Here is a 16,124-nt window from a genome sequence, read left to right as displayed (position 1 = left end):
GCGTTAAACAGTGAAAGCATCTTGCAGCAGTTTTTCCTGCTGCTCGGCGTGCATCGACGCATAACCACACGCAGGTGCAGCAGAAGCATCACGACCGGCGTACTCCAGGCCCAAGCCTTGCTTGTGGTTGCCGATGCTACGACGCAGGTGATGCTGGCTGCTGTACCACGCGCCCTGGTTCATCGGCTCTTCCTGGCACCACACCACATTGGTGAGGTTGGTGTAAGGCGCGATGGCCTCCATCAGGTCGTCTTCCGGGAACGGGTAAAGCTGCTCGATACGCACGATGGCGATGTCTTCGCGGCCTTCGGCACGGCGTTTTTCCAGCAAGTCGTAGTAGACCTTGCCACTGCACAGGACCAGACGAGTCACTTTGGCCGCATCCAGCGTGTCGATTTCCGGGATCACGGTCTGGAACGAGCCATCCGCCAGATCTTCCAGGGTCGAGATGGCCAATTTGTGACGCAGCAGCGATTTCGGAGTCAGCACTACCAGCGGCTTGCGCAGCGGGCGGATCACCTGGCGACGCAGCAAGTGGTAGATCTGGGCCGGGGTAGTCGGCACGCACACCTGGATGTTGTGCTCGGCGCACAGCTGCAGGTAACGCTCCAGACGGGCCGAGGAGTGCTCCGGACCCTGACCTTCATAACCGTGTGGCAGCAACATGGTCAGACCGCACAGACGGCCCCACTTGTGCTCGCCGCTGGTGATGAACTGGTCGATTACCACCTGGGCACCGTTGGCGAAGTCGCCGAACTGGGCTTCCCAGATCACCAGCGCGTTTGGCGTGGTGGTCGAGTAGCCGTATTCGAACGCCAGTACGGCTTCTTCGGACAGGAACGAATCGTACAGGTCGAAACGTGGCTGGCCTTCGTACAGGTTTTGCAACGGGATGTAGGTGCCCGCGTCTTTCTGGTTGTGCAGCACAGCATGACGGTGCGAGAACGTACCACGGCCGATGTCCTGGCCGGTCATGCGAATCGGGTGACCTTCGAACGCCAGGGTCGCGTACGCCATGGTTTCAGCGTAACCCCAGTTGATCGGCAGGCCGCCGGCTTGCATCTTCTGACGGTCTTCGTAGATCTTCGCAACCTGGCGCTGAACCACGAAGCCTTCCGGAATTTCCAGCAGCTTGGCGGACAGTTCCTGCAGGGTCTTCAGATCGAACGAGGTGTCGTGACGCGCAGTCCAGGTGTGACCCAGGTACGGACGCCAGTCAACGAACAGCTCTTTGTTCGGCTCTTTGACCAGGCTTTTTACTACGTGCAGACCATTGTCCAGCGCATTGCGGTATTCATCGATCTTCGCCTGAACACGCGCGTCGTCAACCACACCGGCCTTGGTCAGGCTTTCGGCGTACAGCTCACGGGTAGTGCGCTGCTTGGTGATCTGCTGGTACATCAACGGTTGGGTGCCGCTAGGCTCGTCCGCTTCGTTGTGACCGCGACGGCGGTAGCAAACCAGGTCGATGACCACGTCACGCTTGAACTGCATGCGGTAGTCGATCGCGAGCTGGGTCACGAACAGTACGGCTTCCGGATCATCGCCATTCACATGGAGGATCGGCGCCTGGATCATCTTCGCAACGTCGGTGGCGTACTCGGTGGAGCGCGCATCCAGCGGGTTGCTGATGGTGAAGCCAACCTGGTTGTTGATGACGATGTGAACGGTACCGCCGGTCTTGAAGCCGCGAGTCTGCGACATCTGGAACGTTTCCAGGACCACGCCTTGACCGGCGAATGCCGCGTCACCGTGGATGGAAATCGGCAGGACCTTTTCACCGGTAGTGTCGTTACGACGATCCTGGCGAGCACGGACCGAACCCTCGACCACTGGAGAAACGATTTCCAGGTGGGATGGGTTGAAGGCCATGGCCAGGTGAACTTCACCGCCGGTGGTCATTACGTTGGACGAGAAGCCCTGGTGGTATTTAACGTCACCCGAACCCAGTTCAACTTTCTTCTTGCCTTCGAACTCGTCGAACAGTTCACGCGGGTTCTTGCCGAAGGTGTTGACCAACACGTTCAGGCGACCACGGTGAGCCATGCCGATCACGATTTCCTTGGTGCCGTAGGAACCGGAACGCTGGATCAGCTCGTCGAGCATCGGAATCAGGCTTTCGCCGCCTTCCAGGCCGAAACGCTTGGTGCCCGGGTATTTGGTACCCAGGTATTTTTCCAGGCCTTCGGCAGCAGTCACGCGCTCAAGCAGGTGGCTGCGTACGTCTGCGGACAGAACCGGACGGCCACGCACGCCTTCCAGGCGATGCTGGAACCAGTGGCGTTGCTCGGAATCGGTGATGTGCGTGAACTCAGCGCCAATGGTGCGGCAATATGTCTGCTGCAACGCTTCGTGAATTTCGCGTAGGCTCGCTTCCTCTTTGCCGATGAACAGGTCGCCGGCACGGAAGGTCGTATCAAGATCGGCATTGGTCAAGCCGTAATGATTGATCGACAGGTCAGCAGGTGCAGGACGCTTCCAGAGCCCCAGCGGGTCAAGCTGGGCAGCCTGGTGGCCACGCATCCGATAGGCCTGGATCAGTCGCAGTACTTCAACTTGCTTCTTCTCGTGCTCACTGCTCACGCTACCGGCGGAAACCGGTTGGGCGCGGCGCTGGTTCTTTGCCAGCAGCACGAACTGATCGCGAATTGTTGCGTGCGATACATCGGTGGCAGCGTTGCCGTCTGAAGACAACGTCTGAAATTTGGTGCGCCATTCTTCTGGCACAGCGTTAGGGTCGTGCAGGTAGAGCTCATAAAGCTCTTCCACATAGGCAGCGTTACCACCTGAAAGATAGCCGCTGTTCCACATGCGCTGCATCACGCTTTCTTGCATGCTTGGTCACCCTCGATTTGGGGACACCACCGGCGAAAACACCGAGTTTGCTTGCAAAAGGCCAAGTGCAGCGACCAAAACAAGCCACTTAGGATCACGCTGATAGTTCGGGTACCAACCCGAATGCCCCTGCTTGTCTCATTTCTTCAAAATAAGAGCTGCGGCTTTGTAAGTCGCTGCTCAAGTTAAAACTACGGCGCCGGTTGAAGCCTGCGCCGTAGCATTTACGGGCACAACGGTCCTGCCTTTACTACAACGTCAGTTACACGCCGCTCTGCAGCAGCATGTTACGGATGTGACCAATGGCCTTAGTCGGGTTCAGGCCTTTGGGACATACGTTGACGCAGTTCATGATCCCGCGGCAGCGGAATACGCTGAACGGGTCATCCAGCGAAGCCAGACGCTCGGACGTCTTGGTGTCACGGCTGTCTGCCAGGAAGCGGTACGCTTGCAGCAGGGCAGCTGGACCCAGGAACTTGTCCGGGTTCCACCAGAAGGATGGGCAAGAGGTCGAGCAGCAAGCGCACAGGATGCACTCGTACAGACCGTCAAGCTTCTCACGCTCTTCCGGAGACTGCAGACGCTCGATGGCCGGAGCCGGCGTGTCGTTCTGCAGGAACGGCTTAACTTTCTCGTATTGCTTGTAGAAGATGCTCATATCGACGACCAGGTCACGGATAACCGGCAAACCTGGCAGTGGACGAACGATCAGCTTGTTGCCTTTAACCACGGCGGACAGCGGCGTGATGCACGCCAGGCCGTTTTTGCCGTTGATGTTCATGCCGTCGGAACCGCACACACCTTCACGGCAAGAGCGACGATACGAGAAACCTTCGTCCTGCTCTTTGATCAGTGCCAATACATCCAGCACCATCAGGTCTTTACCACCGGTATCGACCTGGAATTCCTGCATGAACGGCGCAGCGTCCTGATCAGGGTTGTAGCGATAAACACTGACTTTCAACATGGCAGCCACCCTTAGTAAGTCCGAATCTTCGGTTCAAACGTCGGAACCGTCTTCGGCGAGAAGTTCACGGCACGCTTGGTTACGCGCTTGTCACCCGGGAAGTACAGGGTGTGGCACAACCAGTTTTCGTCGTCGCGATCTTCAAAGTCTTCACGGGCGTGGGCACCACGGGATTCTTTACGAACCTCGGCAGCGATTGCGGTCGCCTCGGCAACTTCCAGCAGGTTTTGCAGCTCAAGGGCTTCGATACGAGCGGTGTTGAACGCCTGGCTCTTATCGTTGATCTTGACGTTGGCGATGCGCTTGCGCAGGTCAGCCAGCTGGGCAATACCCTTCTGCATGTATTCGCCGGTACGGAATACACCGAAGTAGTTCTGCATGCAGCTTTGCAGCTCGCGACGCAGGGTAGCCACGTCTTCGCCATCAGTGCGCTCGTTCAGAGCGTTCAGGCGCGCCAGGGCAGCTTCGATGTTGGCGTCGGTGGCGTCATCGTATTCGATGCCGTCGGTCAACGCTTTTTCCAGGTGCAGGCCAGCAGCACGGCCGAATACCACCAGGTCGAGCAGCGAGTTGCCGCCCAGACGGTTGGCACCGTGTACCGATACGCAAGCCACTTCGCCTACAGCGAACAGACCGTGGATGATCTCGTCTTCGCCTTCGGCGTTCTGGGTGATCGCCTGGCCATGAATATTGGTCGGCACGCCGCCCATCATATAGTGGCAAGTCGGAACAACCGGAACCGGAGCAACCACCGGGTCAACGTGGGCAAAGGTCTTGGACAGCTCGCAGATACCAGGCAGGCGGCTGTGCAGTACTTCTTCGCCCAGGTGATCGAGCTTCAGCAGTACGTGGTCGCCATTCGGGCCGCAGCCGTTGCCGGCGATGATTTCCTTAACCATCGAACGAGCAACAACGTCACGACCTGCCAGGTCTTTCGCGTTCGGAGCATAACGCTCCATGAAACGCTCGCCGTGCTTGTTGATCAGGTAACCACCTTCACCACGGCAACCTTCGGTAACCAGTACACCAGCGCCGGCGATGCCAGTCGGGTGGAACTGCCACATTTCGATGTCTTGTACCGGTACGCCAGCACGCAATGCCATGCCGACGCCGTCACCGGTGTTGATCAGGGCGTTGGTGGTCGACGCGTATATACGGCCTGCACCGCCAGTCGCCAGAACAGTAGCCTTGGCGCGGATGTAGGTGGTTTCACCGGTTTCGATGCAGATGGCGATCACACCGACGAACTCGCCTTGTGCGTTCTTCACCAGATCGACAGCGTAGTACTCGTTCAGGAACGTGGTACCGGCTTTCAGGTTGCCCTGATAAAGGGTGTGCAGCAGCGCGTGACCGGTACGGTCGGAGGCTGCGCAAGTACGGGCAGCCTGCCCGCCTTTACCGTAGTCCTTGGACTGACCACCAAATGGACGCTGGTAGATACGGCCTTGCTCGGTACGGGAGAACGGCAGACCCATGTGGTCCAGCTCGAATACTGCAGCCGGGCCTTCCTGACACATGTACTCGATAGCGTCCTGGTCACCGATATAGTCGGAACCCTTGACGGTATCGTACATGTGCCAGCGCCAGTCATCGTTCGGATCGGCGGAGGCGATGGCGCAGGTGATGCCACCCTGGGCCGATACGGTGTGGGAACGGGTCGGGAACACCTTGGTGATCACGGCAGTCTTGTGACCACCCTGGGCCAGCTGCAGCGCAGCGCGCATGCCAGCACCGCCGCCACCAATAATGATGGCGTCGAATGAAATAGTTGGAATGTTAGCCATGAATCAGATACCCCAAAGAATCTGCACACCCCAGACGAAGTAAGCGAACATCGCGACGCCGCAGACTGCCTGGAAGAGAAAACGTACTGCAGTCGCGGACTTGCCCAGCGCCATCGGCGTCAGGTAGTCGGTCGCGATGGTCCACATGCCAACCCAGGCGTGTGCGCCCAGGGCTACAAGGGCCAGCAGACTGAAGATTCGCATCGCATTGTGGGAAAACAGGCCGTGCCATTGCTCATAGCTAATGCCTGGATTTGCGACGAGGTATCCGATCAGGAAAATGAAATAAGCCGCGAGAACGACCGCAGACACACGCTGTGCCATCCAGTCATAGAGGCCCGAACGCGAAAGGTTCGTAACGCTGGTTACCATATCCAAACTCCTGCCAGAACGATCAGCACCACGGAAATGGCGATGATGATTTTCGAGCCCAGGCGGCCGCCTTCCAGCGTCTCACCGATACCCGCATCCATGATCAAGTGGCGCACACCGGCTACCAGGTGATACAGCAGAGCGGACAGGAGGCCCCATGCTACGAACTTGGCCAGCGGGCTGGTCAAGCATGCCTTCACCTCGGCGTATCCTTCCTCGGAACCCAGGGATTTGCTCAATGCATAAAGCATGATGCCCAAGCCCAGGAACAGGATGATGCCGGAAACACGGTGCAGGAACGACGTAACGCCGGTGATGGGGAGTTTGATGGTCCTTAGGTCTAGGTTTACAGGTCGTTGGCTATTCACGGCTTTTTTTCACACTGAAGAGCCCCTAACAATCAGGGCAAAGTTGTTGGGGAGTGCACTGGTCAGGTAAGCACCACCCAGGGAGTGCGACCCCCAATGAAAGCAAGCCCAAAAGCCCTTGGCGGTCGGTGGCCGAGTATAGACAGTTAGGTTACTAATGACAACGCGCTCACCTCACCCTAATAGCTGATTGCGCTGGCGGGATAAAAGGCGTAAATGGCAGTCAATTTCGAGGAAAAAGTACGGTTAAAGCCTTCTGGTGCAAGACTTTAGGCAAATTGACATCTGGATTTATATCAATATAGTGGTGCGGGCCCTGCGTGGGGGGTCTGTCTGATGATTTGAAGCATAAATAGGAGGCCACATGGCTGACAAAAAAGCGCAGTTGATCATCGAGGGCGCAGCCCCCGTCGAGCTGCCCATTTTAACCGGCACCGTTGGTCCCGATGTTATCGACGTACGGGGCCTGACGGCCACGGGCCGTTTCACATTCGACCCAGGCTTCATGTCGACCGCCTCTTGCGAGTCGAAGATCACCTATATCGATGGTGATAATGGCATTTTGCTGCATCGCGGCTACCCGATCGAGCAACTGGCCGAGAAATCGGACTACCTGGAAACGTGCTACCTGCTGCTAAATGGCGAATTGCCAACAGCCGAGCAAAAAGCCCAGTTCGTCAGCACCGTAAAGAACCACACCATGGTTCACGAGCAGTTGAAGACCTTCTTCAACGGTTTCCGTCGCGACGCCCACCCGATGGCCGTCATGTGCGGTGTGGTCGGCGCCCTGTCGGCCTTCTATCACGACTCCCTCGACATCAATAACCCGCAGCATCGCGAAATCTCCGCGATCCGCCTGGTTGCCAAGATGCCGACCCTGGCCGCAATGGTTTACAAGTACTCCATGGGCCAACCCATGATGTACCCGCGTAACGACCTGACGTACGCAGAAAACTTCCTGCACATGATGTTCAACACGCCGTGCGAGATCAAACCGATCAGCCCGACGCTTGCCAAGGCAATGGACCGGATCTTCATCCTCCACGCCGACCACGAACAAAACGCATCGACCTCTACCGTGCGCCTGGCAGGCTCTTCGGGTGCCAACCCGTTCGCCTGTATCGCCGCCGGCATCGCCGCACTGTGGGGCCCTGCTCACGGCGGTGCGAACGAAGCCGTATTGACCATGCTCGATGAAATCGGCGATGTCTCCAACATCGACAAGTTCATCGCCAAGGCCAAGGACAAGAACGATCCGTTCAAGTTGATGGGCTTCGGTCACCGGGTCTACAAGAACCGTGACCCACGCGCCACCGTCATGAAGCAGACCTGCGACGAAGTGTTGAAGGAACTGGGCATCAAGAACGATCCGCAACTCGAACTGGCCATGCGCCTGGAAGAGATCGCCCTGACCGACCCGTACTTCATTGAACGCTCGCTGTACCCGAACGTCGACTTCTACTCGGGGATCATCCTCAAGGCGATCGGCATTCCAACCAGCATGTTCACCGTGATCTTCGCCCTGGCGCGGACCGTGGGCTGGATCTCCCACTGGAAAGAAATGCTCTCCAGCCCGTACAAGATTGGCCGCCCGCGCCAGCTGTACACCGGCTACGAGTCGCGTGACATCACCAAGCTGGAAGATCGCAAGTAAGCATTGCTTAGTTGCACTGAAAACGGCCTCCCTTAGTGGAGGCCGTTTTTATTTGTGCACTTGTAGTGAGCGGGCTTGCCCCGCGCTGGGTGGCGAAGCCGCCCCAACAAGGCAGCCGCGATACTTCAGAAAGACCGCGACGCCTGGATTTGGGGCGGCTTCGCCACCCAGCGCGGGGCAAGCCCGCTCACTACAACCAACCCTCACCCAGTATTCAGACAAAAAAATACCCCGGCCTTTCGACCGGGGCATTTCTTTATCAGGCTACAACCTTAGTGATTAACTGCCCCACTCGCCCCCAGGCCAGTCTGCGAACGCACAAACTGCGGAAAGTACAGCGCACGTTCTTTCTCTGCCGCCGCCGATTTGTCGGTGATGGAGAAGAACCAGATACCGACGAACGCAATGATCATCGAAAACAGCGCCGGGTACTCGTAAGGGAAGATGGCTTTTTCATGGTGCAGGATCGAGACCCAAATGGTCGGGCCAAGGATCATCAGGCCAACGGCACTGATCAAGCCCAACCAGCCGCCGATCATGGCGCCACGGGTGGTGAGGTTTTTCCAGTACATGGAAAGCAGCAGCACCGGGAAGTTACAGCTGGCAGCGATCGAGAACGCCAGGCCCACCATGAACGCGATGTTCTGGCTTTCGAACAGGATACCCAGGCCGATTGCCAATACACCCAAGGCTACGGTGGTGATCTTCGACACGCGAATCTCATCTTTCTCGTTCGCCTTGCCTTTCTTGATCACGCTGGCGTAAAGGTCATGGGACACCGCCGAAGCACCGGCCAGGGTCAGGCCAGCAACCACCGCAAGGATGGTAGCGAACGCCACAGCCGAGATGAAGCCCAGGAAGATACTGCCACCCACCGCGTTGGCCAAGTGCACCGCCGCCATGTTGTTGCCACCGAGCAAGGCGCCTGCCGCATCTTTGAACGCCGGGTTGGTGCTGACCAGCAGGATCGCGCCGAAGCCGATGATAAAGGTCAGGATGTAGAAGTAGCCGATGAAACCGGTGGCGTAGAACACGCTCTTGCGAGCTTCTTTAGCGTCACTCACGGTGAAGAAGCGCATCAGGATATGCGGCAGGCCAGCGGTACCGAACATCAGCGCCAAGCCCAGCGAGAATGCCGAGATCGGGTCCTTCACCAGGCCGCCGGGGCTCATGATCGCCTCACCTTTAGGGTGAACCTTGATCGCCTCGGAGAACAGCATGTTGAAGTCGAAGTTGACGTGTTTCATCACCATCAGCGCCATGAACGAGGCACCGGACAGCAGCAACACCGCCTTGATGATCTGTACCCAGGTGGTCGCCAGCATGCCGCCGAACAGCACATACAGCACCATCAGGATGCCTACCAGGATCACCGCAACGTGGTAGTCCAGGCCGAACAGCAGCTGGATCAGCTTGCCGGCACCGACCATTTGCGCGATCAGGTAAAACGCCACCACCACCAGCGAGCCGCATGCCGACAGGCTGCGGATCTGGGTCTGGCCCAGGCGATAGGACGCCACGTCGGCAAAGGTGTACTTGCCCAGGTTACGCAGGCGCTCGGCGATCAGGAACAGAATGATCGGCCAGCCCACCAGGAAGCCGATCGAGTAGATCAGCCCGTCATAACCGGAGGTGTACACCAGTGCGGAAATCCCCAGGAAGGACGCCGCCGACATGTAGTCACCGGCAATCGCCAGGCCGTTCTGGAAACCGGTGATCTTGCCGCCGGCCGCATAGTAGTCGGCCGCCGATTTATTGCGCTTGGACGCCCAGTAAGTGATGCACAGGGTGGCGCCGACAAACGCGACAAACATCACGATGGCCGACACGTTCAGGGGTTGTTTGTGCACTTCACCGGTCAAGGCATCCGCAGCCCAAAGGGCCGGAGCAAAGAACGATGCGACGAGTATTGCCAGTAGACGACCGATCATTGCGCAGCCTCCTTGAGAATCGCAGCGTTCAGGTCGTCAAATTCGCCGTTGGCCCGGCGTACATAGATACCGGTCAGGACAAAGGCAGACACAATCAGCCCGACGCCCAGGGGAATGCCCCAGGTAATCGAAGAACCTGGGCTGAGCTTGGCGCCCAGTATTTGTGGCCCGTAGGCGATCAACAGGATGAAAGCGGAGTAAAGCCCTAGCATGATCGCCGAGAGAATCCAGGCGAACCGTTCCCTTTTCCTTACCAGCTCCTTGAAACGCGGGCTGTTTTGAATCGAGAGGTAAATGCTGTCGTTCATTGTTTTTATCCTCGCAGCACAGCTTTTTTATTATTTTGGAACGTATCCACTGTATGCGGCTGCCGTAGAGGTTCCAGACGACCTTAGTAGTAGAAGGAGATAGCAACTTCGCAAGTTTTGCTGCCAACAAATAAACAGCTGCCTGAAACGCGCACAAAAAAATGTGGGAGCGGGCTTGCTCGCGAATGCAGGGAGTCCAGTCAACTTATGCGTCGACTGACACACTGCTTTCGCGAGCAAGCACGCTCCCACATTAGGTTCGCGGCGTGCTCTCTATAGGGTATTGGTTACTTAGCGGTCCACTCAGCTACGCGCTCAGGGTGCTTGGCCACCCAATCCTTGGCCGCTGCATCAGGCTTGGCGCCCTCTTGGATCGCCAGCATGACTTCGCCGATTTCGTCCTTGGAGGCCCACTGGAATTTCTTCAGGAAGGCCGCGACTTCCGGCGCTTTCTTCTCCAGGCCCTTGCTGCCGATGCTGTTGACGGTTTCAGCAGCACCATAAATCCCTTTTGGATCGTCAAGGAAACGCAGTTTCCACTTGGCGAACATCCAGTGAGGCACCCAGCCGGTGACCGCAATGGATTCCTGTTTGTCTTCGGCACGGGTCAGTTCGGCGATCATCGCTGCGCCCGAGCTGGCTTGCAGCTTGTAGTCCAGACCGTAGGCCTTGATGGCTTCGTCGGTCTTGAGCATCACGCCTGAGCCGGCGTCGATGCCGACGATCTTGTTCTTGAAGGTGGTGTCGGTCTTGAGGTCTTCGATGGACTTGGCTTTCACGTACTCCGGCACGATCAGGCCGATCTTCGCATCCTTGAAGTTGGGGCCGTAGTCGACCACTTTGTCCTTGTTCTTGGCCCAGTATTCGCCGTGGGTCACGGGCAGCCAGGCGGAGAGCATGGCGTCGAGCTTGCCGGTGGCTACGCCCTGCCACATGATCCCGGTGGCGACGGCTTGCAGTTTCACGTCATAACCGAGCTTTTCCTTGATCACCTCAGCGGCCACGTGGGTGGTAGCCACGCTGTCGGACCAGCCGTCTACATAGCCGATGCTCAGGGTTTTGCCGTCGGCGCTGGCCAGTGTGGAGCCCATCGCAACTACCAGAGTGGCAGCTGCGCCCAAGAGTCGTCGCATCTTCATAGTACTTCCCCGAAAGTGCTGCGCCCGACGGATGCCGAGCGACGTCAACCTGTTGTTATGTGGTGCACCGCGCCCCCCTCACGCGCCTCGATTCGGCTGCTGCGACATCAGTGGAGTGCTGACGCCTTGATCATCAACCCGGCGCAGGCTTCGACCTGCTCTGTCAGCGACCTCATGCAAGCAAGAAACGACATCACATAGCCAGCAGGACGTTTTGTAGGACTTGACGTCAAAATCCCGCCCGAACTTTGCATGTCAAAATTATGCAGCCCCACTGGGATGGGCCAAATCCGGGTAAGATGCGCGCCTTTGCTCCCCCAGATAAGTCGACCATGCCTGCGACCGCCCGCTTCCCTGCCCTGCCCTATTTCTTCGCCTTGATCCTTGGCCTGCTGGCCCTGGTCGGTTACTGGTATGGCCTCGGCCGTCCCGTGGTGTTACCGGATGTAGCCAGCGCCAGTCACAAAATGCAATGTGCGTCCTACACGCCCTTCGATAAAGACCAATCTCCTTTCGACCAGCCGTTCACGCTGCGCCCAGAGCGGATGGACGCCGACCTAGCGCTGCTGGCTACCCGCTTTGAATGCATCCGCACTTATTCCATGACCGGCCTGGAAGCCCTGCCGGACATGGCACGCAAGCATGGCTTGAAGGTGATGGCCGGCGCCTGGGTCAGTAGTGATCCGGTGGCGACCAAAAAGGAAATCGACGAACTGATCGCCGCAGCCAATGCCAACCCCGATGTGGTCACTGCTGCGATCGTTGGCAACGAAGCCTTGCTGCGCAAGGAAGTCACCGCCAAACAGTTGGTGGCGCTGATCCACACTGTCAAAAGCCATATCAAGCAACCGGTGACCTACGCCGACGTGTGGGAATTCTGGCTGCAACACCCGGAAATCGCCCCGGCGGTGGACTTCCTCACCATTCACCTGCTGCCGTATTGGGAAGATGACCCATCCGGCATCGACCAGGCCCTCAAACATGTGGGCGATGTCCGCCAGACCTTCGGCAACAAGTTCGCGCCCAAGGATGTGCTGATCGGCGAAACCGGCTGGCCCAGTGAAGGCCGCCAGCGTGAAACCGCAGTGCCGAGCCGGGTCAACGAAGCCAAGTTCATGCGCGGCTTCGTCGCCATGGCCGAAGCCAATGGCTGGCACTACAACCTGATCGAAGCCTTTGACCAACCCTGGAAACGTGCCAGCGAAGGTGCGGTGGGGGGTTACTGGGGCCTGTTCGATGCAGACCGCCAAGACAAGGGCATCCTCGCCGGGCCGGTGACCAACGTGCCGTACTGGCCGCTGTGGCTTGGGGTGGGCGGGATCATCCTGCTCGGCACCTTGGCATTGGGTGGGCGCGTTCGCAGCACACGGGCCGCGCTGCTCCTGCCGCTGCTGGGCGCGGTGGCCGCCTGCTCCATCGGCACTTGGTCCGAACTGACCCGCGTCACGGCACGCTTCAATGATGAGTGGGTGTGGGCCGGGTTGCTGGTCGTGCTGAACCTGCTGGTGCTGGCCCACGCTGCGCTGGCCTTGAGCGGTCGCGAGGGCTGGCGTGAACGTGCGTTCAACTGGCTGGAACAACGTGCAGGCTGGCTGGTGGCGATCGCCGGGTTTGCAGGGGCAGTGATGATGCTGGCGCTGGTGTTTGATCCGCGTTACCGCAGTTTTCCGAGCGCGGCACTGGTGTTGCCGGCGCTGGTATACCTGGTTCGACCAGTGACTGGACCACGCCGGGAGATCGCCTTGCTGGCCTTTATCATCGGTGCCGGCGTTGCGCCGCAATTGTACCGTGAAGGTCTGATGAACCAGCAGGCTTGGGGCTGGGCGGTGGTCAGCGTGTTGATGGTCGGGGCTTTGTGGCGTTGCTTGCGGGTGCGCAAGGCTTAACACCGCTTTCGCGAGCAAGCCCGCTCCCACATTCGACCGCATTCCAAAGGATGTACTCGGTCAAGTGTGGGAGCGGGCTTGCTCGCGAAGGGGCCCGATCAGACGCCCCGAGGTTTCCTGACCAACCGCAACCCCGCCACCACCACCGCAAACACCGCAAAGGTCGTGTTGTACAACGCCAACGCCGGCAACCCGAACACCATCCCCAGCACTGCCAAGCCCCAGCCCACTCGCCCCGGCACAAAGAACGCCAGCACCGAGGTGACCAGCGCGGCCCAGCCCAGCACCTTGAAGTGAATCATCAAGCCCAGGTTCGAACGCAGCTGGCATTCCCAGCGACCGGCTTCATCGGCACAAATCCCCACCCAACTGCCATCCTCCATAAAGCCATAACGCGCGCCGTAACTGGCGGCCAGCCACAGCGGTAGGGCAATAAGCAGCAAAATCAATGGCAAACGACGGGACATGGGGGACTCCAATAGGCAAAAACGGCGCTCAGCTTAATGCCCTGGCAACCGTTAGCAAGGCGCATACACACAATTAGTGTTCACCAAAGCGTGGCAAAGTGTATCGTCTGGCTACTATTACCTCGATTCCGACGTTATTTTCCGACTTTTCGTGCCGAGTGCTGGCACTTCGGTGACAACGCGGTGGTCATAGCCTGCGAACTTCATTAAGCACGTTTCCTCTTAGGGATTAAGTCATGCTCCGTTCCTTACGCTGTGCTGCCCTGCTGGGCAGCCTTTTTCTGAGTGCGTCAGCACTGGCGGTCGATATCGACCAAGCCAGCTATGGCTACCCTTTGACCAACCCGTTTGAAGCGACCATCGCGACAACCCCGCCCGACCTGCGGCCCAAATTGCCGCGTGATGACGAGATCAACCAGTCCGACTACACCCTGAACATGCGCCCCGAGCGCGAGTTCAGCCTGCCGGACAACTTCTGGGCGGTGAAGAAGCTCACCTACCGCATCGCCAAGCAAGACCGCGCCGCACCGCTGATCTTCCTGATCGCAGGCACCGGTGCGCGGTATGACAGCAGCCTCAACGAATACCTGAAAAAGCTGTACTACCAGGCTGGTTACCACGTGGTGCAATTGTCGTCGCCCACCAGCTTCGACTTCATCAGCGCCGCTTCGCGCTTCGCCACCCCGGGGATCACCCAGGAAGACGCCGAGGACATGTACCGCGTGATGCAAGCGGTGCGCGCGCAAAACGCCTCGTTGCCGGTGACCGACTTCTACCTAACCGGCTACAGCCTGGGCGGCCTGGACGCAGCGTTCGTGGCCAAACTGGACGAAACCCGCCGCAGCTTCAACTTCAAGAAAGTGCTGTTGCTGAACCCGCCGGTCAACCTCTACACCTCGATCACCAACCTCGACAAGCTGGTGCAGACCGAGGTCAAGGGCATCAACAACACCACCACCTTTTATGAGCTGGTGCTGAACAAGCTGACCCGCTACTTCCAGCAAAAAGGCTACATCGACCTTAACGACGCCCTGCTCTACGACTTCCAGCAGTCCAAGCAGCACCTGACCAACGAACAGATGGCCATGCTGATCGGCACCTCGTTCCGCTTCTCGGCGGCCGACATCGCCTTTACCTCGGACCTGATCAACCGTCGCGGCCTGATCATCCCGCCCAAATACCCGATCACCGAAGGCACCAGCCTCACGCCGTTCCTCAAGCGTGCGCTGCAATGTGACTTCGACTGCTACCTCACCGAGCAGGTGATTCCGATGTGGCGTGCCCGCTCCGACGGCGGCAGCCTGCTGCAACTGGTTGACCAGGTCAGCCTATACGCACTCAAGGATTACCTGCACAACAGCCCGAAAATCGCGGTCATGCACAACGCTGACGACGTGATCCTCGGCCCAGGCGACCTCGGCTTCCTGCGTAAAACCTTCGGCGATCGCTTGACCGTCTACCCGCTGGGCGGCCACTGCGGCAACCTCAATTACCGCGTCAACGCCGACGCCATGCTGGAGTTCTTCCGTGGCTAAATATCTTCTGCTGCTCGCCGCCTTGATGTGCGCGGGCGTGGCCAATGCCGACAACAGCAAGGCACACGAGCCGATCAAGGTCGACTCCGATGGCTTCAAGGAGCCGCTGTCCAAGCTCAAGTTCAACCCCGGCCTGGACCAGCGCGAGTTCGAGCGTTCGTCGCTCACCGCCCTCAACGTCTATGACCCGCTGGAGTCGTGGAACCGCCGGGTGTACCACTTCAACTACCGCTTCGACCAATGGGTGTTCCTGCCCGTGGTCAACGGCTACACCTACGTGACCCCAAGCTTCCTGCGCACCGGCGTCAGCAACTTCTTCAACAACCTGGGCGACGTGCCCAACCTGTTGAACAGCCTGCTGCAACTCAAGGGCCATCGTTCCCTGGAAACCACCGGGCGCCTGCTGCTCAACACCACCATCGGCATCGCCGGTCTGTGGGACCCGGCCACCGCCATGGGCCTGCCGCGTCAAAGCGAAGACTTCGGCCAAACCCTGGGCTTCTACGGCGTACCCGGCGGCGCGTACCTGGTACTGCCGATCTTCGGCCCGTCGAACCTGCGTGACACCACCGGCCTGATCGTCGACTACGGCGCGGAAACCGAGATCAACTTCCTCAACGTGTCCGAAGTCAGCTCCAACCATCCGGAAATCTGGGCGCTGCGCGCGGTCGACAAGCGTTATCAGACCAGCTTCCGCTATGGTCAGATGAACTCGCCGTTCGAGTATGAAAAGGTGCGGTACATCTATACCGAATCGCGCAAGTTGCAGATTGCGGAGTAGTTCAAAGGTACTGTGCTCTCGCGGGTAACCGCAGTTCAAATGTGGGAGCGGGCTTGCTCGCGAATTACGGTGTATCAGTCACAGATGTATTGACTGA

The 16,124-nt window shown here is 58.6% G+C and carries 13 protein-coding genes; 4 read left to right on the top strand and 9 right to left on the bottom strand.

Annotated elements, in window-relative coordinates:
- Positions 1–3: 3 nt before the first annotated feature.
- From HF257_RS29160 to sdhC, 5 genes are all read right to left on the bottom strand, one after another.
- Positions 4–2,835 carry a 2-oxoglutarate dehydrogenase E1 component gene (locus HF257_RS29160; RefSeq protein ID WP_185708876.1) on the bottom strand — a complete coding sequence of 944 codons (2,832 nt, stop codon included), beginning with the start codon at positions 2,833–2,835 and terminating at the stop codon, positions 4–6.
- A gap of 262 nt (positions 2,836–3,097) precedes the next feature.
- Positions 3,098–3,802, bottom strand: a complete 705-nt coding sequence (locus HF257_RS29155; RefSeq protein ID WP_003172807.1) for a succinate dehydrogenase iron-sulfur subunit — start codon at positions 3,800–3,802, stop codon at positions 3,098–3,100.
- A gap of 11 nt (positions 3,803–3,813) precedes the next feature.
- The gene (gene sdhA / locus HF257_RS29150) at positions 3,814–5,586 is read right to left on the bottom strand and encodes a succinate dehydrogenase flavoprotein subunit (RefSeq protein WP_010211741.1); all 1,773 of its coding nucleotides are present in this window, start codon (positions 5,584–5,586) and stop codon (positions 3,814–3,816) included.
- Between the two features lie 3 nt (positions 5,587–5,589).
- Complete coding sequence (gene sdhD / locus HF257_RS29145; protein ID WP_016974690.1) at positions 5,590–5,958, bottom strand: succinate dehydrogenase, hydrophobic membrane anchor protein; 369 nt, start codon at positions 5,956–5,958, stop codon at positions 5,590–5,592.
- Positions 5,952–6,326 carry a succinate dehydrogenase, cytochrome b556 subunit gene (gene sdhC / locus HF257_RS29140; protein ID WP_016979564.1) on the bottom strand — a complete coding sequence of 125 codons (375 nt, stop codon included), beginning with the start codon at positions 6,324–6,326 and terminating at the stop codon, positions 5,952–5,954. The genes sdhD and sdhC overlap by 7 nt, the downstream gene beginning before the upstream one ends.
- A 364-nt stretch (positions 6,327–6,690) precedes the next feature.
- On the opposite strand from sdhC, the gene gltA reads away from it, so the two are divergent.
- Positions 6,691–7,980 carry a citrate synthase gene (gltA, locus tag HF257_RS29135; RefSeq protein WP_016979565.1) on the top strand — a complete coding sequence of 430 codons (1,290 nt, stop codon included), beginning with the start codon at positions 6,691–6,693 and terminating at the stop codon, positions 7,978–7,980.
- Between the two features lie 272 nt (positions 7,981–8,252).
- Here gltA and HF257_RS29130 read toward each other — a convergent pair whose 3' ends face one another.
- The 3 genes from HF257_RS29130 to HF257_RS29120 all read right to left on the bottom strand — a co-directional run bounded on the left by HF257_RS29130 (position 8,253) and on the right by HF257_RS29120 (position 11,358).
- Positions 8,253–9,911 (bottom strand): cation acetate symporter, encoded by a 1,659-nt coding sequence (locus tag HF257_RS29130; RefSeq protein WP_185708875.1) that lies wholly within the window; start codon positions 9,909–9,911, stop codon positions 8,253–8,255.
- Positions 9,908–10,219, bottom strand: a complete 312-nt coding sequence (locus HF257_RS29125; protein ID WP_185708874.1) for a DUF485 domain-containing protein — start codon at positions 10,217–10,219, stop codon at positions 9,908–9,910. The genes HF257_RS29130 and HF257_RS29125 overlap by 4 nt, the downstream gene beginning before the upstream one ends.
- A gap of 287 nt (positions 10,220–10,506) precedes the next feature.
- Positions 10,507–11,358: a glycine betaine ABC transporter substrate-binding protein gene (locus HF257_RS29120; RefSeq protein ID WP_185708873.1), complete on the bottom strand. Its 852-nt coding sequence runs from the start codon at positions 11,356–11,358 to the stop codon at positions 10,507–10,509.
- Between the two features lie 332 nt (positions 11,359–11,690).
- Between HF257_RS29120 and HF257_RS29115 the strand changes: the two genes are divergently transcribed.
- Positions 11,691–13,244 (top strand): glycoside hydrolase family 17 protein, encoded by a 1,554-nt coding sequence (locus tag HF257_RS29115; RefSeq protein WP_185708872.1) that lies wholly within the window; start codon positions 11,691–11,693, stop codon positions 13,242–13,244.
- A 98-nt stretch (positions 13,245–13,342) separates the two neighbouring features.
- Here HF257_RS29115 and HF257_RS29110 read toward each other — a convergent pair whose 3' ends face one another.
- Positions 13,343–13,711 (bottom strand): hypothetical protein, encoded by a 369-nt coding sequence (locus tag HF257_RS29110; RefSeq protein ID WP_185708871.1) that lies wholly within the window; start codon positions 13,709–13,711, stop codon positions 13,343–13,345.
- Between the two features lie 236 nt (positions 13,712–13,947).
- Between HF257_RS29110 and HF257_RS29105 the strand changes: the two genes are divergently transcribed.
- Positions 13,948–15,246, top strand: a complete 1,299-nt coding sequence (locus tag HF257_RS29105; protein ID WP_185708870.1) for a serine/threonine protein kinase — start codon at positions 13,948–13,950, stop codon at positions 15,244–15,246.
- A complete protein-coding gene (locus tag HF257_RS29100; protein ID WP_185708869.1) occupies positions 15,239–16,027 on the top strand; it encodes an MlaA family lipoprotein in 789 nt (262 codons plus the stop codon). Before HF257_RS29105 ends, HF257_RS29100 begins: the two co-directional genes overlap by 8 nt.
- Positions 16,028–16,124 lie beyond the last annotated feature (97 nt).

Source organism: Pseudomonas cremoris, assembly GCF_014230465.1.
Note: the sequence above shows the minus strand (reverse complement) of the source record. Positions and strands in the feature narration are given on the sequence as shown.